We start from the raw sequence: 20,000 nt of genomic DNA, 5'->3' as shown, positions 1-20,000 counted from the left end.
AGTGCAGAGCGCAACGTTCTGTAGATTTACTGTTTGACCGATATCAACAAAACCGCGCCTGACCCGCAACTTTATAGCGAAAACGAAAATATCGCCGGGCTTACAGGCGCATTAACGCTCGCTGATCACCCCTCGATCCGCGCTCGCGTCACGCCGAGCAAACCGGCCATGGCGTGACGCGCAGCGCTTGATTTCCGCTTGGCGATGGCATCGAAGACGGCCGTGTGTTCGGCCATCGATGCATTGAACACCTCCGCCCGACGCGCATTCAACTGCAATTGCGCCTCAAGCGTGCGCTCGATCAGCGTCCCGAGCGGCACGAGCAACTCGTTGCTGCACGCGTTCAGCACGCTCAAGTGAAAGCGCAGGTCGGCGCGCACCCATTCGTCGACGTTGCGGGCATCGAGCATGGCTTGATGGGCGTCGGCCAGACGCGCCATCGCATGTTCATCGTGATTCGCAGCGGCCAACGCGGCGGCATAAGGTTCGATCATCTCGCGCATTTCCTGCAGCTTGAGCGCGAACTGCATGGGCTTGGCGACACGCGAGTACCACTCGAGCACGTCGGCATCGAGCAGGTTCCACGCGTCGCGAGGCCGCACGCGCGTGCCGATCCGGGGCCGCGATTCAATCAATCCCTTCGATGTCAGCGTCCGCAACGCCTCACGCAGCACGGTCCGGCTCACGCCAAAGCGCTCCATGAGTTCGGCTTCGCGCGGCAAGATGGTCGCGGGCGCGAAATCGCCGCGCAAGATTTCAGTGCCGAGGTCGTACGCGACGCGTCCGTGCAGATCGTGCTGAATGACTTTCCCCTTTGCGCAAAATGACGCGATTATACGGACCCACAAACGGACCCTTTACTGGCAAGCGTTTCCGTCGAATAGTACTATTAATATACAGAGTGAGCTGATTTTTGATAGCATTGAAACCCTCGTTCCTCACTCACCAGACAATCAGGAGACGCCAGCATGAAAATCACGAAACTCGAAACTTTTATCGTTCCGCCGCGCTGGTGTTTTCTGAAGATCACGACGGACGAAGGCATCGTCGGCTGGGGCGAACCGGTGGTGGAAGGCCGCGCGCACACGGTCGCAGCTGCGGTCGATGAACTCTCGGACTACCTGATCGGCAAGGACCCGCTGTTGATCGAGGATCACTGGCAGGTGATGTATCGCGCGGGGTTTTATCGTGGCGGGCCGATCGGCATGAGCGCGATTGCGGGCGTCGATCAGGCGCTGTGGGACATCAAGGGCAAGCATCACGGCGTGCCCATTCACGCGCTGCTCGGCGGCCAGGTGCGCGACCGCATCAAGGTGTATTCATGGATTGGCGGCGATCGTCCAAGCGATGTCGCGAACAATGCGCGCGCCGTTGTGGATCGCGGTTTCAAGGCCGTGAAGATGAATGGTTCGGAAGAACTTCAGATCATCGATACCTTCGACAAGGTCCAGGCGGTCATTAACAACGTCGCGGCCGTGCGTGAAGCGGTGGGTCCGAATATCGGCATCGGCGTGGATTTCCACGGCCGCGTGCACAAGCCGATGGCGAAGGTCCTCGCGAAGGAACTCGATCCGTTCAAGCTGCTGTTTATCGAAGAGCCGGTGTTGTCGGAGAACGTCGAGGCGTTGCGCGATATCGTGAACCAGACGAGCACGCCGATCGCGCTTGGCGAGCGTCTCTACTCGCGCTGGGACTTCAAGCACATCCTGGCCGGCGGTTATGTGGACATCATCCAGCCAGACGCGTCGCATGCGGGCGGGATCACGGAATGCCGCAAGATTGCATCGATGGCCGAAGCCTACGACGTTGCCCTCGCCTTGCATTGCCCGCTTGGGCCGATCGCGCTGGCGACCTGCTTGCAAATCGATGCCGTCAGCTACAACGCCTTCATCCAGGAGCAAAGCCTCGGGATTCACTACAACAAGGGCAACGATTTGCTCGACTACATCAAGAACCCGGAAGTCTTCAAATACGAAGACGGCATGGTGATGATTCCGCAAGGGCCGGGCTTGGGTATCGAAGTGAACGAAGAGAAGGTGCGCGAGATGGCGAAGGTTGGTCACCGCTGGCGCAATCCGGTCTGGCGTCACGCCGATGGCAGCGTTGCAGAATGGTGATCTGAGAATTGCGGCGCACCGTACGATACGGTTGCTTAAGGCATCGTAGAATACGGTTTGTCGAGACAGCGGTTTGTCTTGATGTCGTTACGTAACGCGCTGTTGAACTACGTTCTCGCAGCGCGTTACGCCGTTAAAAAAGGGCGTTCGTAATTCTGGAGAACCCTTTTGCAGCAAGGCTTTGCATGCAGCATCGACGCTTGGCCCGCGTCTTGCATTATCTCGTGTACTGATGTTCCGACCCATGCGCCCGGGAAGAGCGCGACGATAAAGCGAAAGAGTCCAGCATGTACACACTTCCAGACGAATATATCCGCACGCAAATGGCCGTTGGCGCGCTTGTGCTGTTCGGCGTGCTCCGCGTGATCTGCGCCTCGATGGGCGCGCAGTACAACTGGCGGCTGTCGGTCGTCACGAAATGCTTCATTGGCGCTGCGGTGCTGTTTTGCCTGCCGCAACTGGCCGATGTCCTGTTTTCATCGCCCATGTCGCACAAGGCGTTCATCGAGTTGCAGGGCAAGGCAGTCGGCTGCGCGCTGGCGCTGTTCTGCGCGCCTATAGTGAGTCACAGACTCGGTTACGAATAAGCTCGCCAGGCACAACACTCGCCTGCGCTTCATCCCGCCGATGCAAACCCCGGCACGCTGTGCGACAGCACGGCGGCCGCGACAAACACCGCAACGATCAACACCGCCTCTACACGCATGACGCCGGTGAACGTGCGGGCATCGACTGTCGATGCCGTGCGCTGCAATCGCGGCAACACGGACCATCGGTTCATTGCGCCGAGCAGCAACGCGGTCGCGACCAGCACCGCTTTCACCACCAGCGCCTGGCCCCACGCGCTTGCTTCGAGCGCTTCTGCCGAACCGCCCAACCCGCGCCAGGCGTTGTAGATGCCGGTCGCTACCACCAGCGAGACGGCGATCACGGACATCGTCGACATCTTTCCGGCTGTGCGAATCAAAAACGCCCGCGCCAGCGATGTCCCCAACGCCGACAACACGCTCCACGCGCCCGCGAACACCACACCGCCCCATAACGCGGTCGCCAGAAGGTGGATGGTCTGCACGCCTTCGGCCAGCGAAAACGCGCCGGCATCGGCGGCATGGCCAATCGACGCCTTCCCCGCCGCGGCCACGATCGCGCCCACCGCGAACAACCCGAGCCGCGGACTGCCCTTCGCGGTCGCGAACACCATTGCAAAGTTAAGCAGCACGCTGCCGCCAAAGGCGATCGCCCAGCCGATACCCGCATGCGTGCTGGTCACCACGGCGACAACGGCGGAGAACGCATCGAACAAAGGCGTGCCGCTCATCGATGCCGCCTGCAGCCAGACCAGCATGAGATTCGCCGCGGCCAGCACGACCGCGCCGCCGATGCTCAACCGCCGCGCTTTTTGCCACGCGGCGTGTGCGGGCGACTTGGCCTCGACCGCTTTCTCTTTCGATAACCACACGCTCAGCAATCCCGCGCCGAGCGTGCAGGCGAACGCAATATCGGCAAACGCAGCGATAACGACCTGCGACAACCAGAGCGGATCGCCGTTCATGCGCACACCTGCGGAAATTGAGTCATGCTGAAAGCGAACGAGGAAGGCATTGAAAGTTCGGTGGGGTGTCGTGGATCGGCGCAACAGGGCTTCCGGACCGCGAGTCTATCGGAACGGGCACATTGAATGCACGACAAGGACAGTTGCAAGAAATGGTCGAAATCGAGTCGATGCTTTGTCGAACGCAACGCCCCGCCAGTGATTGAAGAGTTTCAAATCCCCTGTCGATCAGTCGCGCGGCAAATTGTCGCGCAGAGGTTGAAAGTCAGCCACAACAGGTCAATGCTCAAATAGTCATCATCAGGCAACGATGATAGAATGCCGCGTCGCATCAGAGGCTCGCAGAGCCAATGTGGCAATGGTTCACCACATATTCGCACCGGGCCGAACGAAGCTCGGCAGGTCCTCGAAATTCATGGAGTGTCGCGTGTCTTCAAGACGCATCTTTCGTCCGTTGCTCGCCCCGCTAATGGCGCTGGCGCTCTTAGGGACTGCCAGCGCTGCCGCCGGCGCCGCCGAAGCTCAAGCCGCCCAGCCCGTCGCGCCGGACACCATGGCAGCACGCGTGCAGGGCTGTACGGCATGTCATGGCGTGCATGGTGAAGGCACGGACAATGACTATTTCCCGCGTCTTGCCGGCAAACCCGCCGAGTACCTGTACAACCAGTTGCAGAACTTCCGTGAAGGCCGCCGGAAGTATCCGCCCATGAACTACCTCGTCACGTATCTCTCCGACGACTACCTTCACCAGATCGCCACGTATTTCTCGCAACAGCGCCCGCCTTATCCGCAGCCGGCCAAGCCGACCGTGTCGGCATCGACTGTGACGAAAGGCCAGCAGATCGTGCTGAACGGCGACCCGAGCCGCAACATTCCGGCTTGCGCGGCCTGCCACGGCGCGTCGCTCACTGGTATGGAACCGGCTATTCCGGGTCTCGTGGGATTGCACTCCGATTACATCAGCGCGCAACTCGGCGCTTGGCGTGCGGGCTCGCGTCACGCGAAAGCACCTGACTGCATGCAACAGATCGCATCCCGCCTGACCGACGACGACGTGACCTCTGTCGCCGCCTGGCTTTCCACGCAAACCGCACCGGCCAATCCGGTACCCGCGCCCGCTGGCTCACGCAAGATGCCGCTCGTTTGCGGCAGCGAACCGCAATAAGGCGCGAGGAGCGATAAGAATATGAAACGCAAGTCCCTGTTCGCACTCTCGGCGGTTGTCGTCCTTACGGCTGCCGCAGCCGCTGCCGCCCTCTGGTCGGGTGGCGACGCATTCCATTCGAGCGGCGCTGTCGCCGCCGTGCCCGCCGACCAGACCGAGCTGATCAAACGCGGTGAGTACCTGGCGCGCGCTGGTGACTGTATTGCCTGCCACACGGTTCGCGGCGGGAAGACGTTCGCGGGCGGCCTGCCCATGCTGACGCCGTTCGGCACCATGTACACGCCGAACATCACGCCGGACGATCAATACGGCATCGGCAAATGGACATCGGACGATTTCTACCGGTCGATCCATAACGGACGCTCGAAAGACGGCAGCCTGCTTTACCCGGCCATGCCGTTCACGGCTTACACGAAGGTCACGCGCGCCGACTCGGACGCCATGTTCGCGTACATGCGCTCGGTTCCGCCTGTGAACGAACCCAGCCGTCCGCACGAACTGCGCTTCCCGTTCAACCAGCGCAACATGCTGATTGGCTGGCGCGTGCTGTTCTTCCGCGAAGGCGAGTTCAAGCCGGATCCCACGAAGTCGGTCGAGTGGAACCGGGGTGCGTACCTGATCGAAGGGCTTGGCCATTGCAGCATGTGCCACACCTCGATCAACCCGCTCGGCGGCCCGGTGAGCTCGGCAGCCTTCGGCGGCGGCCTGATTCCGCTGCAGAACTGGTATGCGCCTTCGCTCACGTCGAACAAGGAAGCCGGTCTTGGCGACTGGGACGCGAAGGATATCAACGACCTGTTGAAGACGGGTGTATCGCAGCGTGGCGCCGTATTCGGTCCAATGGCCGAAGTGGTTCACAACAGTCTGCAATACATGACGGACGCAGACATCGGCGCAATGACCACGTACCTCAAGTCGATTCCGCAAAAGAAGGAAGCGCCGGAAACCATGCAGTTCGAGACATCGGAGAAATTTGGTGGCGAGTTGCTGGTCCAGGGCAAGAAGATCTACACGGAAAATTGCGCGAAGTGCCACGCGGAGAACGGTCTCGGCAAGCCGCCGGCTTACCCGCCGCTCGCCAACAACCAGTCCATCCAGATGCAATCGGCCGTGAACCCGATCCGCATGACGCTCAACGGTGGTTATCCGCCGAGCACGGAAGGCAACCCGCATCCGTATGGCATGCCGCCGTTCGCGCAAGCGTTGTCGGATACGGAAGTGGCTGCGGTTGTGACGTACATTCGTATGTCCTGGGGCAACCACGGTACGCCGGTGTCGCCGCAACAAGTGAGCAACCTGCGTTCGGCGCCGCTGGACTGACCGAAAGAGACCAGTTCGACTAGTAGCGTAAAATACAGTGAAGGGCGCAGGCCTCGCAGTCGGGGCGGCGCCCTTCTTCTTTTTGCGCTCGACTTTTGCACCCGGCATTTGCATGCAGCACCTGTGCGCAATCAAAGCGAGTCGGGGACTATCCGTTTGAGTAGCCGGTCTCGCGGTAAAATACCGGGCGATTGCAGATACATGCGGAAAACGCAGCGCAGGCAGTGAGGATGTTCTTCGATGCACGTTGGTGAGCGGTTCAACAGCGTTACCCATCTTGTCGGCACTGTACTGTCGGTGGCGGGACTTGCAACGCTCGTGACCATGGCATCGCTGGAACGCGATCCGTACAAGATCGTGAGCTTTGCCGTGTATGGCGCCATGCTGCTCGCCTTGTACGCGATCTCAACGCTCTACCACTGGGTCCGCAGCCCGCGGCTCAAGGCTGTATTGCAGAAATGCGATCATTCGGCCATTTATTTGCTGATCGCGGGAAGCTACACGCCGTTCACGCTCGTCACGTTGCGCGGTCCGTGGGGTTGGTCGCTATTCGGGGTAAGCTGGGGGCTTGCTGCTCTTGGCATCGTTCAGGAACTCACGCTCGGGCGCCGAACCCGCAGTGTATCGATGGTGATTTACGTGTTGATGGGCTGGCTCGCGCTCGTAGCCATCCGTCCTCTCGTTACAGCATTACCGCCCGCCGGCACGGCGTGGCTGCTGGCAGGCGGCTTGATCTACAGCGCCGGCATTTACTTTTTCATCAACGACGAGCGCATCCGGCACGGCCATGGCATCTGGCACCTGTTCGTGTTGGGCGGCAGCTTGTGTCAATTCGTCAGCATTGCGCGCTATGTTGCGTGAGCCTGCCCTGATCGGCACTCAATGCCTGATGATTTGAAGCGTGCGCGCTTCAAATGCAACTTAACGCCAGTCAGCGTGTCTTGATAGCGCGTTGATCTTCGCGGCAACTTTCCCGGCGCTCCTGCTTGACTTCAAGCAAGCGCCCCGATCGTCATGCCGCCCGATTTCCTCGATCGTCGTACGCGCGCACCTCATTTGAGGCCTATGCGACAACGCCGGTCGGCATACCGAATCTGTGAACACTTATGTCTTTTGATTCCCTCGGCTTGTCCGAACCCTTGCTTCGCGCGGTCCTTGAACAAGGCTACACCACCCCTACTCCCATCCAGTCGCAGGCCATCCCGGCCGTGCTGAACGGTGGCGACCTGCTGGCAGGCGCGCAGACCGGCACCGGCAAGACGGCCGGTTTTACGTTGCCTATCCTGCAACGTTTGTCCGAGGCAGCCGCCCCTGCGGCCGGTGCCAAGCGCCCGGTTCGTGCGCTCATCCTGACGCCCACGCGCGAACTCGCCGCGCAGGTCGAAGAAAGCGTGCGGACTTACGGCAAGTACCTGAAGCTGAAATCGACCGTGATGTTCGGCGGCGTGGGCATCAATCCTCAAATCGATGCATTGCGGCGCGGCGTGGACATCGTCGTGGCGACGCCGGGACGGTTGCTCGATCACATGCAGCAAAAGACCATCGACTTGTCGAAGCTCGAGATCCTCGTGCTCGACGAAGCCGACCGCATGCTCGACATGGGCTTCATTCACGACATCAAGCGTGTACTCGCCAAGCTGCCGCCGAAGCGCCAGAACCTGCTGTTCTCGGCTACCTTCTCCGATGAAATCAAGACCCTCGCCGACAGCCTGCTCGACAAGCCGGCGCTGATCGAAGTGGCACGCCGCAACTCGACCGTCGAAGCGATCGCGCAAAAGATCCACCCGGTCGATCGCGACAAAAAGCGCGAGTTGCTCACGCATCTGATCCGCCAGAACAACTGGTTCCAGGTGCTGGTATTTTCGCGGACGAAGCACGGCGCGAACCGCCTGGCCGAGCAGTTGACGAAGGACGGCATCAGCGCGCTGGCCATTCACGGCAACAAGAGCCAGTCGGCGCGTACGCGTGCTTTGGCCGAGTTCAAGGACAACACGCTGCAGGTGCTCGTGGCGACGGATATTGCGGCGCGCGGTATCGATATCGATCAATTGCCGCACGTGGTCAACTTCGATCTGCCGAACGTGCCGGAAGACTACGTTCACCGGATTGGACGCACGGGACGTGCTGGGGCGACGGGCGAAGCGGTATCGCTGGTTTGCGTCGATGAACATCAGTTGCTCAAGGATATCGAGCGGCTCATCAAGCGCCCTATTCCGCAGGAAGTGATTGCGGGGTTCGAGCCGGATCTGACCCAGAAGCCGGAACCGATCCTCCGACGCAGCCAGGGCGGCGGCGGTGCGCGTCAAGGTTCGCCGCGTCAGGGCGCGCCGAAACAGGCGAATGGCGGTGGCGGCCGTGGACCGGCCAAGCCGGCGCATGGCGGCGGGGGGAATGGCAACGGCAATGGCGGTGGCGGCAATGGATCGCGCTCGCAAAAGCCGGTAGCGGCCAAGACGGGCGGCAACGGCAACAGCGGCGCTCCGCGCAAGCCGGAAGGCGCACGACCGGCTGGCGCGTTGCTGGGCGGCATGCCGCGGACTGAAGGCGGCGGTGCTGGCCGGCGCGATACGCCGCGCACGGGTCAACGCGGGCGTTAATCGATGCGGTGAGTTCAGACAGCGGCGCTTTTTAGCTCCGCTGTTTTCGTTTCAGGGGGCCGCGCTCGCGGCCCGCTTCAGTCCTTCCACCTGGTGACGCCAGCGGTCAAGTACGGCGTTCTCCTGCCCCTCGGCAAAGGCGAATTCGATTCCCTGCACGAGCCGCGCGTAGGCAACCTTCTGCCATTCACCGCTCTCGATCGTCGCGATAAAACACGTCACCGGCGAGTCCCCTAACGGCACGACCTTGGCCTGTAGCTGCACCTGGAAGAACGCTTCATCGAAGACGAAGGTCAGTGTGGCCACGCCGGTCTTCGATATCACCCGCGCCGCCCGCGACTGCGGCCACAACGAAAAGCACAAGCTGCCGGGGTCCGGCGCGAACAACTCGCCGACGCTCAACAACGACGTCCGGATGCGGCCTTCATCGGCGGCGAGAAGCGATGCGGTGAAACCCGCTTTCGTTTCTATCGATGTGCCGTCGAAGAGCGCACGCAGCGGCAACGGCCATTCGTCGAACGTGCCGTGCTCGATGTCGCGTGTACCCGATGCCGAGGGATCGTTCATATGGAACTCCGTGAAAGGACGATGGCCCGCGAAAGCGGGCCATCGATCGAAGCGTCACTCACAGCGAAGCTCAGCGGAAGAAAACGTGCTGCGTGATCTTCGCGATCGGATAGTGAACGCTAGGCTGGATGCGTGCGGGCAGGTCCAGCGGCTTGAGCAGCATTTTCACGCACATATCTGCCGATAAGTTGCGTCGAACCAGCGCGTTCACGCGCGCTGCCAGCTCGCGATTATGCGCTGTATCGTTCGCACGATCCGGATAGCGGATGGCAAAAACGTGGCGCAACGCGATCTCGGAATCCTCGTTCTTGATTTCCATCACGCGTCGCAGCAGCGCGCCCAGCACGGCGAACCGGCCGTTGCCTTCGATCTTGTTGTACTTCTTGAAGAAGCGGAAGAAGTGCTTGTAGTGACGGACTTCGTCGGTGCGGATGTTGTCTGTGAGCTGCTTCAGCACCGGTTCGTCGGAGCATTCATTGATGGCACGGTACAAGGTTGCCGTACCGGTCTCCACCACGCACCGCGCGACCATTTCCAGCGCGCGGGTCTTCTCGAAGTCCTCGACCGAACACGTCAGCGAGTACTCGGCGAAGAAATTCTTGAAGGCCGTGTCCCAGTCGAACTCGGGCCACACATGGTTGATGTACGTCTTCAACGCGCGGCCGTGCTGCATTTCCTCCGGCTCCCACTCGGTGTTGAGCCATGAGGAAACTTCCGGATCGTCGTTGAAATAGGTGCTCAGGTTGCTCGTGTAGAGATCGGTGCCGCTCTCGATGAACGAGGCCGCACACAGCAACAAAAGCAGATGTTCGTTGGATGCCGCCTTGCGACGGTCGATCCGGGACAGGTCGATGTCTTCGATCCGCCAAGGCATCACATGGGTACTTTCAGTGTGCATAAATATCGCGCTCCCAAATCTGTATTGAACGCGCCGTCAGCCAAACCGGCCGAAAATCAGGCAACGCCATGAACAACGAAGTCATGGCGTTCTCATGTGGTTGAGGACTTCTTTGAGCCTGCATATTAGCCGGGTTATAGCGAAGCTGCAGGCACGAAGAGAGACTGCTCAAGCCATGGGTCAGTTCCGGATACTGTTTAATTCAGCACAAATCATACCGAGTCATGGGAGTAAGTTGCCAGTGCGCGAACAGCGCGGCCTGGTCTTGCTTACAAGTCGATTTCGCCAAAGCGCAATCACACTGCTGTTTGCGGGATGACAAGTGGGACGGTTGTAATACCTGAAGCTGCGAGATATCGACGTTCAGCGATCAACTTGCCATCCTCAGGGAGTTTGCTTGTGGGGATGTCTATACCGCACGGCCTTATCGTCCAGTCGATGCGGCCTATCCCTTACAATACGGCCACCTCACGACATTGAAGCGCACGTACGGACGCCATGACTCGAGATCCCCGCATCACCTTGAACGCACGACAGCAAGAGCTGCTCGACTGGGTGCAACGCGATGGCTTCGTGACCGTCGAGGACCTGGCCACACATTTCGACGTCACCCCACAGACCATTCGCCGCGACGTCAACTGGCTCTCGGACATGAACCTGCTGCGCCGTTACCACGGCGGCGCGAGCCTTCCGACCAGTTCGGAGAATGTCTCGTACACGGCGCGCCAGCGCATGTTCCACGATGAAAAGCGCCGCATCGCTGCGCTGGTTGCATCGCATATTCCTGATCAGGCTTCGCTCTTCATCAACCTCGGCACCACGACCGAGGAAGTTGCCCGGGCGCTGAACCGGCACCGAGGCTTGCACGTGATAACGAACAACCTCAACGTGGCGGCCATGATGAGCGGCTACCCCGATTGCGAAGTACTGATCACCGGCGGCATTGTCCGTCCGTGGGACAAGGGCATTGTGGGCGAGCTTGCCATCGACTTCATCCGTCAGTTCAAGGTGGATTTTGCGATCATCGGGGCGTCGAGTATTGAACCCGACGGCACACTGCGCGACTTCGATACCCGCGAGGTCCGCGTGGCCGAAGCGATCATCAATCACGCACGCACCGTTTTCCTCGCCGCCGATCACTCGAAATTTGGCCGTCCGGCGCTTGTCCGGCTCGGTCATCTGAATCAGATCGACGCGCTTTTCACCGATGCCCCTACGCCGCCGGAAATGGCCGAAACGCTCAAGGCTGCGAACACGCAGGTGTACATCGCCGAGTAAGGTTTCGATGAGCGCAACCGAAATCGATGTGTGCGCTGCGGCACGAACCTCAGGTAATCTCTACGTTTTCCCGCTCCCGCCGAACCGCTTTCGCGCCTCCCAAAAGTCAAACCCATTATTTTGCGCAAGCGTTTGGCACTCGAGCGGCGCTTGCATACAATCAAATCCCGGCTACGCAGCGCCGCCTTCCAAGGCTCAGGAAGCGGCTGTTCGCCATAGGTCTGCCGGCTCGAAGTTCCTGCCTCGCTTAACGCGTCATGGAGAACACGATGCTCAGTCCGCACGAATTTGCCACGCTGCTCCTGCTACAGGAAGCACCCAACCAGATGGACATGGTTCGCGACGAACTCGACGCCCTCCTCGAGCGTCAGCTCGTGCAACTGGAGAATCTCGCATCGGGACTTCAGCTCTGGAGCCTCACGGCTACTGGCGACTCCACGATGAAGGCAATCAAGCGGTATTCGTAATCCTCGCCTCGTTTAACCCGCCTTTGTTCATTCAGCCCGCGCGCAACGTCGGATCGACGGCGGCGCGCCAACTGAGCGCTTGCGCCCGCTGATCGGCAAAGAACGTCGCCCATGCGCTTTGCGCTTCAGTCGTGCGGCTGGCCGCGAACGTCGAATGCTGGTCCGCGATCCCCGCCTGGAACGCGCAGAACTGATCCTTCGATACCTTGCCGCGCTTCCGCGCCACATACGCATCGAATAACGCTGAGTACACGCTCTGCGCATCCGCGCCGTAATCCACGGCGGTCGAACCGCACATGGACTGCAGCGCACTCAAGGAAGGCGCGCCCATCGACCCCGACATATCGGGCGTCGAAACACATCCGCCCAGCACCAGCGCCCCAAACGCGCCTGCCACCAGCAACTTTCGCATTGTCTTTACTCCCGGTTTTCACTTTCCACAGTATCGGTCTGACGCCGCCTTCGCGCCACTCGGCCAAACGGCCCGTTGCTCTGGTAAACGACCGAAAACCGAGAATATTCGCCAAAACGAAGCGTTAGCCGATCAGCCGACTTTACATTTTCGTTTTTGTTCGTTAAATTTCGAATTCGAACATTTATGTTCTGCCGGAGCGCGGCGAAGGCAAATGAGGCGAATAAGCGATGCAAGATAATCTTTTCGATGTGCTCGTCGTGGGCGGCGGGGTCAATGGCACGGGCATTGCACGCGACGCGTCGGGCCGGGGTTTGAGCGTGCTGTTGTGCGAGAAGGACGATCTGGCGTCGCATACGTCGTCATCGAGCACCAAGCTCATTCACGGCGGCCTGCGTTATCTCGAATATGGCGAATACTCGCTCGTACGCAAGGCGTTGCAGGAACGCGAAGTCTTGCTGCGCGCCGCGCCCCACATCATGTGGCCGCTGCGTTTCGTGATGCCGCACATGCCCAACCTGCGCCCGGCCTGGATGATCCGCGCCGGCCTGTTCCTCTACGATCACCTCGCGCGGCGCCAGTTGCTGCCAGGGTCGAGAGGCATCGACATGCGCAAACACCCCGCCGGCGCGCCGCTCATCGATTCGATCAAGCGCGGTTTTGTGTATTCCGATGGCTGGGTGGACGACGCGCGCCTGGTCGTGCTGAACGCGGTCGATGCGCAGGAACACGGCGCGGTGATCAAGACTCGCACGCGGCTTGTCAGCGCGGCGCGCAACGACGGTGTGTGGCATGCCACGCTCGTGGACGACCACGGTGCGACGTTCGACGTGCAAGCGCGTTCCATCGCAAACGCGGCGGGTCCGTGGGTCAGCAAACTGCTCAAAGGGTCGCTTGGCAGCGGCACACACACGCGCCATACCGTGCGCCTCGTCAAGGGCAGCCATATCGTCACGCGCCGCCTCTTTGAACATGACCACGCATACATCTTCCAGAATCCGGACAAGCGCATCATCTTCGCAATTCCCTACGAGCACGATTACACGCTGATCGGCACGACGGATCTGGAGTATCACGGCGATACATCGAAGGTGACCATCAGCCCCGAAGAGACTACTTACCTGTGCGAGTCGATTAACCGGTACTTCAAGAAGCACATCGGCCCCGACGACGTCTGCTGGAGCTATTCCGGCGTGCGCGGCTTGCTCGAGGACGAGAACGCGGAAAACGCATCGGCCGTCACGCGCGACTATCTGCTCGAACTCGATACCCCCGCGAACCAGGCTCCGCTGTTATCGGTGTTCGGCGGGAAGATCACGACCTTTCGCAAGCTCGCGGAAGAAGCCGTCGATAAACTCGGCGACGCGCTCCAGTCTCCCGCCAAAAGCAAGACTTGGACGGAAGGTGCGCCGCTGCCGGGCGGCGATATCGCCGATGCGAATTTCGACAGATTCCTCGCCGCGTTGAAGCAGAACAAGCCATGGCTGCCGGCGGATCTGGCTCACAGGTATGCACGCGCTTATGGAACCCGTGTCCAAAAGCTGCTCGGCGATGCAACCTCGCTGACCGGTCTGGGCGAAGCCATCGCGCCAGGCCTTTACGAGGCCGAACTGCGCTATCTGCGCGACAACGAATGGGCGACCTGCGCCGACGACGTCCTGTGGCGCCGCTCGAAACTCGGCTTGCACATGGAGCCCGGATCGCTGGATGAGGTGACGCGGCGTATCGACGGATGGTTTGCACAAACACAAGCATGGGCGCAACCGCAATTTCAATCCGCGCCGCTGGCTCCATCGCGAACCGCCGTGTAAAAAACTATCCTGCCGCGCCTGATAACGGTGTGACGATATCTTCGTTTGATGCAACTTCTGCCGATGCTAGTCTTTCCTTCACCGATGCCGCGCCGGTCTGCGCGGCATGTCCGAATGGAGGCTCATCATGGTTGCACCGGCTTATTCATCGCTGGAACTCGTGCGCGAATCGTACGACGCACGCGAGCCGGCCGAACGCGCCGAGGCAACGCGGGCGACATCGACGGAAATCCATCTTGAGGAACACGTTCCTCAGACGAGCGCTCAGGAAGCAAGCGACGCACTGGAATATCTTGTCGGCGTGAACCTGGCGAGGCTGCGGGCGGAGCGCCAGCTTTCACTCGACGCCCTCGCCCGCGCATCCGGCGTTTCCCGTGCGATGCTCGCGCAGATAGAATCGGCCCGCAGCGTGCCGTCCATCAAGGTCTTGCACAAGATCGCCGGCGCGTTGAAGGTGTCGGTCGCGGCGTTTTTGCGGCGTCATGCAACGAACGGCATCGAGTTTCTCGCGGCCGATCAGTCGACGCGGCTGGTGACATCGAATGGACGCTTTTCGGCGCGACCGCTGTTTCCGCTGAGCGCGCCGGCATCGGCGGAATTCCATGAGTTGCGCATCGCGCCGCTGCACACCGAGACCGGCAGCCCCAGGCCGCCCGGCACCACGGTCAATCTGGTCGTGAGCGACGGCACGCTGGAGCTGCGCGTGCATGACCGCACGCAATTGCTCGGCACTGGCGACGCCATTGTCTTCGACGCCGACCAGCCCCACGCGCTGCGCAATCCCGGGAGCACGGAAGCGCGTGCGTATCAGGTCACGGTGAATGCGGAAACGCCACCGCGCTGGCATGTGCCGGGCGACTCGCGGCGTATCGACGAGACAAATTAAGTTCGCCAGCCAACGCGCCGCCACCAAGCGGCGCTGCAACATTGGCTGGCATGTTGTATCCTGAAATTAGTCGCGGTTTTTAAGTGTCCAGCGACAAATCAGTACGTCTTCAGGGCGGGGTGTAATTCCCCACCGGCGGTATGCGTCAGGTTTTCAAAGCCCGATGCGAGCCCGCGAGCGCCCGTGGACCGGATCGTAGTGTTTTACGAACCGGGCCACGGGGTCAGCAGATCTGGTGAGATGCCAGAGCCGACGGTCATAGTCCGGATGAGAGAAGATGTGCAGATGGTCATGTTCGTATCGCGTGTTTGTCGTGGCGTCTTGACGTCCGCGCCAGGTCTCGCGTGCCGTCCTGCCTGTTTGCAATGCCCTGAAACGTTTTTCGCCCATTTCTATTGCGAGAGCGTTTCATCATGTCCGTAGCTGCTTCCAGCCTCAATTGCTTCACTCCCGACGCATTCGCCGACTTCGAGCAACTTCGCTCGGCCGAAAATTCCGTCAAGACCCCTCCCCGAATCGCCGCCGCGCTGCAAGCCTTGCGCGAAGGCCGCGCCGTTGCATTGCTCGACGACGATGACCGCGAAAACGAAGCCGACCTGATCTACGCGGCGGAAAAGCTCGACGTTGAAGGCATGGCGCTGATGATCCGCGAGTGCAGCGGCATCGTGTGCCTGTGCCTGCCGGACGACGCCGTGCGCGCGCTGCATCTCCCGCCCATGGTCGCCGACAACGGCAGCAAGTACGGCACGGCCTTCACGGTATCGATAGAAGCACGCGAAGGCGTGACCACAGGCGTGTCCGCCGTGGACCGGCTGACGACGATTCGCGCGGCGATTGCGGATGGCGCGAAGCCGGGCGATATCGTGAGTCCGGGTCACGTGTTTCCGTTGCGTGCGCAACCGGGCGGCGTTCTCACGCGGCGCGGACATACGGAAGGGACGGTCGATCTCGCGATTCTCGCGGGCCTGAAACCCGCCGGCGTGCTGTGCGAACTCATGAACCCGGATGGAACGATGGCACGAGGCGCGCAAATCGATGCGTTCGTGAAGGAGCGGAATATCCCGGTGCTGACCATCGCCGAACTGGCGGATTTCCGGATGGCGTTGGCAGACGCTCGGGAAACCCTTCAGGAAACGCACGCAGCTGATGAAACCGTCTAACGCGGCTTCCACACAAAAAAAACGCGGCTCGAGAGCCGCGTTTTTTTCTTCAAGCACAACGTCAAGGCTGCGCCTTCAAAACCGCTCCGAACTTCTTGTAGAGCCAAACCGAGCAAGTCGCGGTCGTCGCCGTGTAAAACAGAGTGACGATGCTCTGCACGACCAGCAAACCCACGGTCAGGCTATCGGTGGAAGCCGCCGTCGCCAGCATCTCCGTGACCACGGTGAACACTGTCGCAATCGCCACGATCGGCAAGATGGCAACCACGGCCGTCGATGCAATCGCCCAGAAATGTCCGCGTGAATCTTCCCACGCGGCGCGCCATGCAAGCCGCCCGCCCGCCGCGGTGTGAGGAAACAGCAGCGCAAGGCGCGCCGACACGTAGCTCATGCCGCAAAGCGCAAGGATGGCGAGCGTGGCAGTCGCTGCCATCGATGTCCCGCTCGACAATCCCGCCAGCCGCATCAGGATCCACGCGATCACCACTACGATAGTCGCCCCCACATAGGCCGCGACTAAAGCGATGCACAGCAGGAAATAGCGGCGGAAACCGGCGTCCCAGAGGCGTTTTGGCTGTGCTTCCACGCCGGACGCGCCCGGCTTTGCGTGCAGCGTCATCGAAAAGCGGATCACCTGAACCGCCAGCACCGCGATCACGAGCGACTGCAGGAACGCGAGCCCGAGCGATGTGAGCGAATGACCCAGCGCGGCGCCGTGGACGGCGCTGCCATCGGTCATCGATGAAAGCGGGCTGGCCGAAGGCGGCGCTGAGATTTGTTCCTGATATCCGGCGATGCCCGTGCCGAGCACGAGGACGAACGCCAGCAGGAAAAGCGTGGGCATGCGCCGCACGGACAGCGCGGCGTCGCGCCATGCGCCCCTCAGGCATTGGCTCAGCGTGATGTCTTCCATAAAACCCCGGTCGAAAAGCGTGTTGAAACGCGGATTGCAGCAATCAGCCACATGGTGACGAATTGCGGCGCGCACGACACGCTAGTCGGTTGAGGTCGCCGGGTCAATGACATCGGCCCGGCTGCGGATCTCACACGGCGTCAGCCGCACGGGCGGCGGCGCTTTCGCCACGGCCATCGAGACGGCCTGCATACCACGTCACGGCGAGCGCCACGATCGCCACTACCGCCGCAACCCACGGCAGCGAATCCAGCGGATGACCTTGCTGCAGCACCATGCCGCCGAGCCACGCGCCGCCGGCGTTACCCAGATTGAACGCACCGATATTGAGCGTCGATGCCAGGTTCGGCGCGTGTTTCGCCTTCTCCACCACCCGCGTTTGCAGCGGCGGCACGGTCGCAAACGCGGCGATGCCCCAGATGAAAATCGTGATCGCGGCGAGGATCTGGTTGTGACTCGTCTTTGCGAACACGGCCATGATGATGGCGAGTGCGACCAGAATGCCCATCAGCGACGGCATCAGCGCCCGGTCGGCGAGCTTCCCGCCGATCGTATTGCCGATCGTGAGTCCAACGCCGAACAGCACCAGCACGAGCGTCACGCCGTGGGGCCCGAAGCCGCTGACCTGCTCGAGGATCGGCGCAATGTAGGTGAACACCACAAAGACGCCGCCGAAGCCGAGCACCGTCATGGCCAGTGCCAGCCAGACTTGCGGCTCTTTCAGCACGCGCAGTTCGTGGCCGAAGTTCGACGGTCCTGAATCGTGTTTGTTGGGAACGAGCGCAGCCACGCCGATCAGCGACACGAGCCCGAGCGCCGATACCACCCAGAACGTCGCGCGCCATCCGAACTGCTGTCCGATAAACGTCCCGAACGGCACGCCCAGCACGTTCGCCAGGGTGAGCCCGGTGAACATCAGCGCAATCGCGCTTGCCCGCTTTTCAGCCGGAACGAGCGACGCCGCGACCACCGCGCCGATGCCGAAAAACGAGCCGTGCGCGAACGATGTCACCACGCGCGCCACCATCAGCATCGAATAGCCGGGCGCCATGGCACACAAGACGTTGCCCACGATAAATACGCCCATCAGCAATTGCAGCGAAAGTTTGCGCGGCAATTTTGCGGTGAGTACGGCAAGCAGCGGCGCACCGACGGCTACGCCAAGCGCATAGCCGGTGACGAGAAAGCCGGCAGACGGTATCGATACAGCCAGATCGCGTGCCACATCAGGTAGCAGGCCCATGATCACGAACTCGGTCGTGCCGATGGCAAAGGCGCTGATGGCAAGCGCTAGAAGTGGGATAGGCATGGGAAGGTCCTAGGTATTAAGAAAGCTGGACGACAAATTCGACGACCACGCCGGGCGCAAGCTGCACGAACACTTGGCGTTCGCGGGAAACCGGCACGTCGGCTTCGGAAAACGGCACGGCATGCTCGTGCAGACGCGCGAGCAAGGTTTGCCATTCGGCTTCATCGGTTACGCGCAGCGCAATGTGGTCAATACGCGTCGCCGCTCGCCCTCCGGCCGGCGCGGCAAGCACCGACCCGCTTTCGACCAGATGCACGACCGGCGCGCCGTTCAAATACAGCCAGCAACCGCCTATGCCGAACGGCGGACGCGGGCCGATGGTCATGCCGGCTACGTCGGTGAAAAAACGGCGCATTGGCTCGCAATCGGGCGTGACGATGGTGGCGTGATCCAGCTTCATATCGACTTCCTACGCTGCAATGCATCAAATTCTCCACTACAGGAAAGGTTTTGATAATTGGCGTAGCATTTGAAGCATTATCAAATTTGAATTGAGAGTGACGATGGATCGGCTCGGCGATATGCGCTTGTTCGTTGAAGCCGCGGCGCTCGGCAGCTTGTCGGCGGCGGGAAGGAAGCTGGGTTTGTCGCCGGCGGCCGCCAGCGCGCGCCTGCTCAAGCTGGAAAAATCCCTCACGGCGCGATTGTTCGAGCGCACCACGCGCCAGCTCCGCCTCACCGACGAAGGCCAGCTCTATCTCAGGCATTGCCGGATCGCGCTGCAGGCCATTGAAGACGGCGAAGCCGCGTTGCACGCCGGGCAGAACCTCGTGCGCGGCAAAGTGCGGATCTCGGCGACATCGGATTTCGGGCGCAACCTGCTCTGCCACTGGCTTGACGAATTCAGCCGGATTCACCCCGACGTCAGCTTTGCGCTGACCCTGGCGGATTCGGTGTCGAACCTGTTGCGCGAGGACATCGACCTGGCGATCCGCTTCGGACTTCCGCCCGATGCCAGCCTCGTCGCGCGCCGCCTCGCGCCAAACCGGCGTGTGCTGTGCGCATCGCCGGAATATCTGGCGAAGCACGGCGAGCCGAAAACACCCGCCGATCTCGCCGGGCATTCGTTCTCGGTACTGGTGACATCGACGGGTACGCTGAACGAAATCAACTTCGTGCGCGGCGACGAGCGGTATTCCCACATCATCCCGCTTGCCGATGCCTGGGAGACCAACGACGGCGCCCTGTCCCGCGCGTGGGCGCTGGCGGGGCAAGGCATCGCGCACAAATCGATATGGGATATTGCCGCCGATGTCCGCTCCGGCGCGCTGAAAATGCTGCTCGCCGACTGGTGTTCGCACGAGGCGGCGGTCCATGCGCTGTTCCATGCGAACCGGTACATGGCGCCGCGCGTACGCGTTCTGCTGGATTTCCTCATTGAACGCTTCGCGCGCGCGACGGAAGAATTGCTCGGCGACCTGGCCTACCCGCCCGGCCAGCCCGGGCGAGAAGTCGAGCGGGCGCTATAATACTGGGCTAAACGATGCGCGAATTTCGGCCGAACAGGTCTGAATCAGCGCTAAAACACGTGAAAGAATCCCTTCAACG

Annotated in this window: 20 protein-coding genes and 1 riboswitch; of the genes, 12 read left to right on the top strand and 8 right to left on the bottom strand. The window is 61.1% G+C overall.

Annotated elements, in window-relative coordinates; translation table 11 throughout:
• Window positions 1-125: 125 nt before the first annotated feature.
• Window positions 126-848 (bottom strand): FadR/GntR family transcriptional regulator, encoded by a 723-nt coding sequence (locus tag AXG89_RS08920; RefSeq protein WP_236873320.1) that lies wholly within the window; start codon window positions 846-848, stop codon window positions 126-128.
• 120 nt (window positions 849-968) lie between these two features.
• Between AXG89_RS08920 and dgoD the strand changes: the two genes are divergently transcribed.
• Both dgoD and AXG89_RS08910 read left to right on the top strand, forming a co-directional pair.
• On the top strand, window positions 969-2,117 hold the full coding sequence (dgoD, locus tag AXG89_RS08915; RefSeq protein WP_031359553.1) for a galactonate dehydratase: 1,149 nt from the start codon (window positions 969-971) through the stop codon (window positions 2,115-2,117).
• A gap of 287 nt (window positions 2,118-2,404) precedes the next feature.
• The gene (locus AXG89_RS08910) at window positions 2,405-2,704 is read left to right on the top strand and encodes a hypothetical protein (protein ID WP_062000699.1); all 300 of its coding nucleotides are present in this window, start codon (window positions 2,405-2,407) and stop codon (window positions 2,702-2,704) included.
• A 29-nt stretch (window positions 2,705-2,733) separates the two neighbouring features.
• On the opposite strand, the gene AXG89_RS08905 is transcribed toward AXG89_RS08910, so the two are convergent.
• Window positions 2,734-3,669, bottom strand: coding sequence for a copper resistance D family protein (locus tag AXG89_RS08905; protein ID WP_062169309.1), 936 nt, complete (start codon window positions 3,667-3,669; stop codon window positions 2,734-2,736).
• 415 nt (window positions 3,670-4,084) lie between these two features.
• Here AXG89_RS08905 and AXG89_RS08900 point away from each other — a divergent pair, with 415 nt between their 5' ends.
• The 4 genes from AXG89_RS08900 to AXG89_RS08885 all read left to right on the top strand — a co-directional run bounded on the left by AXG89_RS08900 (window position 4,085) and on the right by AXG89_RS08885 (window position 8,751).
• Complete coding sequence (locus AXG89_RS08900; RefSeq protein WP_061998560.1) at window positions 4,085-4,834, top strand: c-type cytochrome; 750 nt, start codon at window positions 4,085-4,087, stop codon at window positions 4,832-4,834.
• Window positions 4,835-4,855: 21 nt separating this feature from the next.
• Window positions 4,856-6,154, top strand: a complete 1,299-nt coding sequence (locus tag AXG89_RS08895) for a c-type cytochrome (RefSeq protein WP_062169307.1) — start codon at window positions 4,856-4,858, stop codon at window positions 6,152-6,154.
• A 240-nt stretch (window positions 6,155-6,394) separates the two neighbouring features.
• Window positions 6,395-7,015: a PAQR family membrane homeostasis protein TrhA gene (trhA, locus tag AXG89_RS08890; RefSeq protein WP_061998558.1), complete on the top strand. Its 621-nt coding sequence runs from the start codon at window positions 6,395-6,397 to the stop codon at window positions 7,013-7,015.
• A 245-nt stretch (window positions 7,016-7,260) separates the two neighbouring features.
• Window positions 7,261-8,751, top strand: a complete 1,491-nt coding sequence (locus tag AXG89_RS08885; protein ID WP_062169305.1) for a DEAD/DEAH box helicase — start codon at window positions 7,261-7,263, stop codon at window positions 8,749-8,751.
• A 51-nt stretch (window positions 8,752-8,802) separates the two neighbouring features.
• Here the strand turns inward: AXG89_RS08885 and AXG89_RS08880 are convergent, their stop codons facing one another.
• Together AXG89_RS08880 and AXG89_RS08875 are read right to left on the bottom strand one after the other, a co-directional pair.
• Entirely contained in the window at window positions 8,803-9,318 is a 516-nt protein-coding gene (locus AXG89_RS08880) for a hypothetical protein (protein WP_062169303.1), read from the bottom strand.
• 70 nt (window positions 9,319-9,388) lie between these two features.
• A complete protein-coding gene (locus AXG89_RS08875; RefSeq protein ID WP_062169301.1) occupies window positions 9,389-10,216 on the bottom strand; it encodes a ferritin-like domain-containing protein in 828 nt (275 codons plus the stop codon).
• 498 nt (window positions 10,217-10,714) lie between these two features.
• On the opposite strand from AXG89_RS08875, the gene AXG89_RS08870 reads away from it, so the two are divergent.
• A complete protein-coding gene (locus AXG89_RS08870) occupies window positions 10,715-11,494 on the top strand; it encodes a DeoR/GlpR family DNA-binding transcription regulator (RefSeq protein WP_062169299.1) in 780 nt (259 codons plus the stop codon).
• Window positions 11,495-11,763: 269 nt separating this feature from the next.
• The gene (locus AXG89_RS08865; RefSeq protein WP_062000698.1) at window positions 11,764-11,961 is read left to right on the top strand and encodes a hypothetical protein; all 198 of its coding nucleotides are present in this window, start codon (window positions 11,764-11,766) and stop codon (window positions 11,959-11,961) included.
• A gap of 31 nt (window positions 11,962-11,992) precedes the next feature.
• On the opposite strand, the gene AXG89_RS08860 is transcribed toward AXG89_RS08865, so the two are convergent.
• Entirely contained in the window at window positions 11,993-12,373 is a 381-nt protein-coding gene (locus AXG89_RS08860) for a hypothetical protein (protein WP_062169297.1), read from the bottom strand.
• A 230-nt stretch (window positions 12,374-12,603) separates the two neighbouring features.
• Here AXG89_RS08860 and glpD point away from each other — a divergent pair, with 230 nt between their 5' ends.
• From glpD to ribB, 3 genes are all read left to right on the top strand, one after another.
• Window positions 12,604-14,184 (top strand): glycerol-3-phosphate dehydrogenase, encoded by a 1,581-nt coding sequence (glpD, locus tag AXG89_RS08855; RefSeq protein ID WP_062169295.1) that lies wholly within the window; start codon window positions 12,604-12,606, stop codon window positions 14,182-14,184.
• A 127-nt stretch (window positions 14,185-14,311) separates the two neighbouring features.
• A complete protein-coding gene (locus AXG89_RS08850; protein ID WP_082771375.1) occupies window positions 14,312-15,070 on the top strand; it encodes a helix-turn-helix domain-containing protein in 759 nt (252 codons plus the stop codon).
• Between the two features lie 101 nt (window positions 15,071-15,171).
• Window positions 15,172-15,353, top strand: a riboswitch (FMN riboswitch).
• Between the two features lie 130 nt (window positions 15,354-15,483).
• Window positions 15,484-16,230, top strand: coding sequence for a 3,4-dihydroxy-2-butanone-4-phosphate synthase (gene ribB, locus AXG89_RS08845; protein WP_062169293.1), 747 nt, complete (start codon window positions 15,484-15,486; stop codon window positions 16,228-16,230).
• Window positions 16,231-16,291: 61 nt separating this feature from the next.
• On the opposite strand, the gene AXG89_RS08840 is transcribed toward ribB, so the two are convergent.
• The 3 genes from AXG89_RS08840 to AXG89_RS08830 are packed head-to-tail and all read right to left on the bottom strand — an operon-like array spanning window position 16,292 to window position 18,852.
• Window positions 16,292-17,218, bottom strand: a complete 927-nt coding sequence (locus AXG89_RS08840) for a hypothetical protein (protein WP_062169291.1) — start codon at window positions 17,216-17,218, stop codon at window positions 16,292-16,294.
• A gap of 55 nt (window positions 17,219-17,273) precedes the next feature.
• Window positions 17,274-18,452, bottom strand: a complete 1,179-nt coding sequence (locus tag AXG89_RS08835; RefSeq protein ID WP_062169289.1) for an MFS transporter — start codon at window positions 18,450-18,452, stop codon at window positions 17,274-17,276.
• 16 nt (window positions 18,453-18,468) lie between these two features.
• On the bottom strand, window positions 18,469-18,852 hold the full coding sequence (locus AXG89_RS08830) for a VOC family protein (protein WP_062169287.1): 384 nt from the start codon (window positions 18,850-18,852) through the stop codon (window positions 18,469-18,471).
• 103 nt (window positions 18,853-18,955) lie between these two features.
• On the opposite strand from AXG89_RS08830, the gene AXG89_RS08825 reads away from it, so the two are divergent.
• Entirely contained in the window at window positions 18,956-19,921 is a 966-nt protein-coding gene (locus AXG89_RS08825; protein ID WP_062169285.1) for a LysR family transcriptional regulator, read from the top strand.
• Window positions 19,922-20,000 lie beyond the last annotated feature (79 nt).

The organism is Burkholderia sp. PAMC 26561, from assembly GCF_001557535.2.
Lineage (GTDB): Bacteria > Pseudomonadota > Gammaproteobacteria > Burkholderiales > Burkholderiaceae > Caballeronia.
This window is presented reverse-complemented; position numbering and strand designations above follow the sequence as displayed.

Excerpts from the sequence above, each read along its gene's own strand:
- dgoD (WP_031359553.1), top strand. The coding sequence starts at position 969 with ATGAAAATCACGAAACTCGAAACTTTTATCGTTCCGCCGCGCTGGTGT.
- AXG89_RS08910 (WP_062000699.1), top strand. The coding sequence starts at position 2,405 with ATGTACACACTTCCAGACGAATATATCCGCACGCAAATGGCCGTTGGC.
- AXG89_RS08905 (WP_062169309.1), bottom strand. The coding sequence starts at position 3,669 with ATGAACGGCGATCCGCTCTGGTTGTCGCAGGTCGTTATCGCTGCGTTT.
- AXG89_RS08900 (WP_061998560.1), top strand. The coding sequence starts at position 4,085 with ATGGAGTGTCGCGTGTCTTCAAGACGCATCTTTCGTCCGTTGCTCGCC.
- AXG89_RS08895 (WP_062169307.1), top strand. The coding sequence starts at position 4,856 with ATGAAACGCAAGTCCCTGTTCGCACTCTCGGCGGTTGTCGTCCTTACG.
- trhA (WP_061998558.1), top strand. The coding sequence starts at position 6,395 with ATGCACGTTGGTGAGCGGTTCAACAGCGTTACCCATCTTGTCGGCACT.
- AXG89_RS08885 (WP_062169305.1), top strand. The coding sequence starts at position 7,261 with ATGTCTTTTGATTCCCTCGGCTTGTCCGAACCCTTGCTTCGCGCGGTC.
- AXG89_RS08880 (WP_062169303.1), bottom strand. The coding sequence starts at position 9,318 with ATGAACGATCCCTCGGCATCGGGTACACGCGACATCGAGCACGGCACG.
- AXG89_RS08875 (WP_062169301.1), bottom strand. The coding sequence starts at position 10,216 with ATGCACACTGAAAGTACCCATGTGATGCCTTGGCGGATCGAAGACATC.
- AXG89_RS08870 (WP_062169299.1), top strand. The coding sequence starts at position 10,715 with ATGACTCGAGATCCCCGCATCACCTTGAACGCACGACAGCAAGAGCTG.
- AXG89_RS08865 (WP_062000698.1), top strand. The coding sequence starts at position 11,764 with ATGCTCAGTCCGCACGAATTTGCCACGCTGCTCCTGCTACAGGAAGCA.
- AXG89_RS08860 (WP_062169297.1), bottom strand. The coding sequence starts at position 12,373 with ATGCGAAAGTTGCTGGTGGCAGGCGCGTTTGGGGCGCTGGTGCTGGGC.
- glpD (WP_062169295.1), top strand. The coding sequence starts at position 12,604 with ATGCAAGATAATCTTTTCGATGTGCTCGTCGTGGGCGGCGGGGTCAAT.
- AXG89_RS08850 (WP_082771375.1), top strand. The coding sequence starts at position 14,312 with ATGGTTGCACCGGCTTATTCATCGCTGGAACTCGTGCGCGAATCGTAC.
- ribB (WP_062169293.1), top strand. The coding sequence starts at position 15,484 with ATGTCCGTAGCTGCTTCCAGCCTCAATTGCTTCACTCCCGACGCATTC.
- AXG89_RS08835 (WP_062169289.1), bottom strand. The coding sequence starts at position 18,452 with ATGCCTATCCCACTTCTAGCGCTTGCCATCAGCGCCTTTGCCATCGGC.
- AXG89_RS08830 (WP_062169287.1), bottom strand. The coding sequence starts at position 18,852 with ATGAAGCTGGATCACGCCACCATCGTCACGCCCGATTGCGAGCCAATG.
- AXG89_RS08825 (WP_062169285.1), top strand. The coding sequence starts at position 18,956 with ATGGATCGGCTCGGCGATATGCGCTTGTTCGTTGAAGCCGCGGCGCTC.